Annotated in this window: 1 protein-coding gene; it reads left to right on the top strand. The window is 42.7% G+C overall.

The features are described 5' to 3' along the window. Positions 1-1,167: 1,167 nt before the first annotated feature. Complete coding sequence (locus C7Y69_RS22010; RefSeq protein ID WP_260563936.1) at positions 1,168-1,485, top strand: hypothetical protein; 318 nt, start codon at positions 1,168-1,170, stop codon at positions 1,483-1,485. The last annotated feature ends 69 nt before the right edge of the window (positions 1,486-1,554 follow it).

Genomic DNA, 1,554 nt, shown 5'->3' with positions numbered 1-1,554 from the left:
AAAGTTAGGCGTCATTTACTTTCAGCATTAAAATGTGGGTTCAGTCGTGACATTCCGGCATATAGGTTGTTTCGCTAGGTTGTCTTTACGGCTTGCTTTTTCGGTAGTTTCAATAGCTTTAGCAACGCGCTTTTTTTAAACACCGCAACGCCAACACTCAACATCACCAGTTTTCTAAACTCGCTCTTTTATCCAGCAATACTGTTAACATCTAGCTTTTCGCACAGGGTTGTTTTATCTTAATTTCAATAATTTAAATACGCGGTCTAATCGGCTAGTTGTGGCAGCAAAGCTGCGTACTTTCAGTTGTACGCCTAACAAAGCGCTGTTGGCACTCCCTTCGGTCGCTGGGACGCAAACACGGGGCCGCTTCGCGATTATAGCCCCGTGCCTGCGCCCCAAAGCTTAAAGTTATGTGCCAAAGGGATTTTGCATTGAGGAATAAATCAATTCGGGGCATAGTAATAGAGTTTAGCTCAGGCTTTCTTATTGCTGGCTTGCTTACTATTTTCTATACCCTAAAGTCGAACGGGCCAATAGTCATATTTGCCCAATTGCTCTTCATAGGAGTGTACCTATATTTTTTTAGGTTCGTTCTAGATATGCTAATGAACAGCTTTTCTTTCCTGCTGTTTTTTTCTATTTCCATATTGCTACTTAGTATTGTTACCTACTTTGTTTCCGTTTCTAACAACACGGAGTTAACAGATCTTGTCGCTTTAACAGGTTCATTAGCTTCCCTGTTTACTTTTATGGCATTCTGTAGGCCTAAGCATGTAAGCAGAATTGGGTGGGAAGTTAGTTATGAATAAGCAGTGGGCACATAACAAAAAAATAAAGTCACTCACTTCGTTCGCTGGGACGCATACACGTGGGCTGCTTCGCATTTTAGCCCACGCGTCTGCGCCCCTTATTTAAAAGTTATAAGGCGTCAGCCTAAACTGCGTTTGGCTTAATACAAATCCCAGTGCAACTGCCCTCATCTGTTTTCATTTGCATCGCTCTGACTTGTGGTAGGTTTAAATCCGCCGCTTTTAATTCAAAGGTGGTGCAATAGGCGCTTTATCGTTAAGTACTTATTTTAAGTCAGCAAGCGCCATTACACTCGATAGCTCAGATGGCGGCTAGCTTCAGTCAATTCAAAACCATCGTGCACTGGCATTTTGCTTGTTTGTGTTAACAATCAATCGTATGCTGACATCAACAGTTTTTAAAAAGACCAAAGGAACTGGCTCTGCTTCTAACAAAGCGCTAAAGACCACTCCCTTCGGTCGCTCGGACGCATTTACGCGGGGCGGCTTCGCCATTATGCCCCACGCAACTGCGCCGCTTAGCTTAATGTTAGGCGTCATTTACCTACAGCATAAAAAAGTAGGTTTAACTGTGACATTCCAACATCAAGGTTGTTTCGCTAGGTTGTCTTTACAGCTTGCTTTTTCGGTAGGTTCAACGGCTTTAGCAACGCGCTTTTTATCAACACCGTAACGCCAACATTTAACATCATCAGTATTCTAAACTCGCTCTTTTATCCAGCAATGTCGTTAACATATGTCT

This window comes from Alteromonas sp. KS69 (assembly GCF_003989595.1).
In the GTDB taxonomy this organism is placed as follows: domain Bacteria; phylum Pseudomonadota; class Gammaproteobacteria; order Enterobacterales; family Alteromonadaceae; genus Alteromonas; species Alteromonas naphthalenivorans.
The sequence above is the reverse complement of the archived record's forward strand: the minus strand, read 5'-3'. Positions and strand labels throughout refer to the sequence as shown.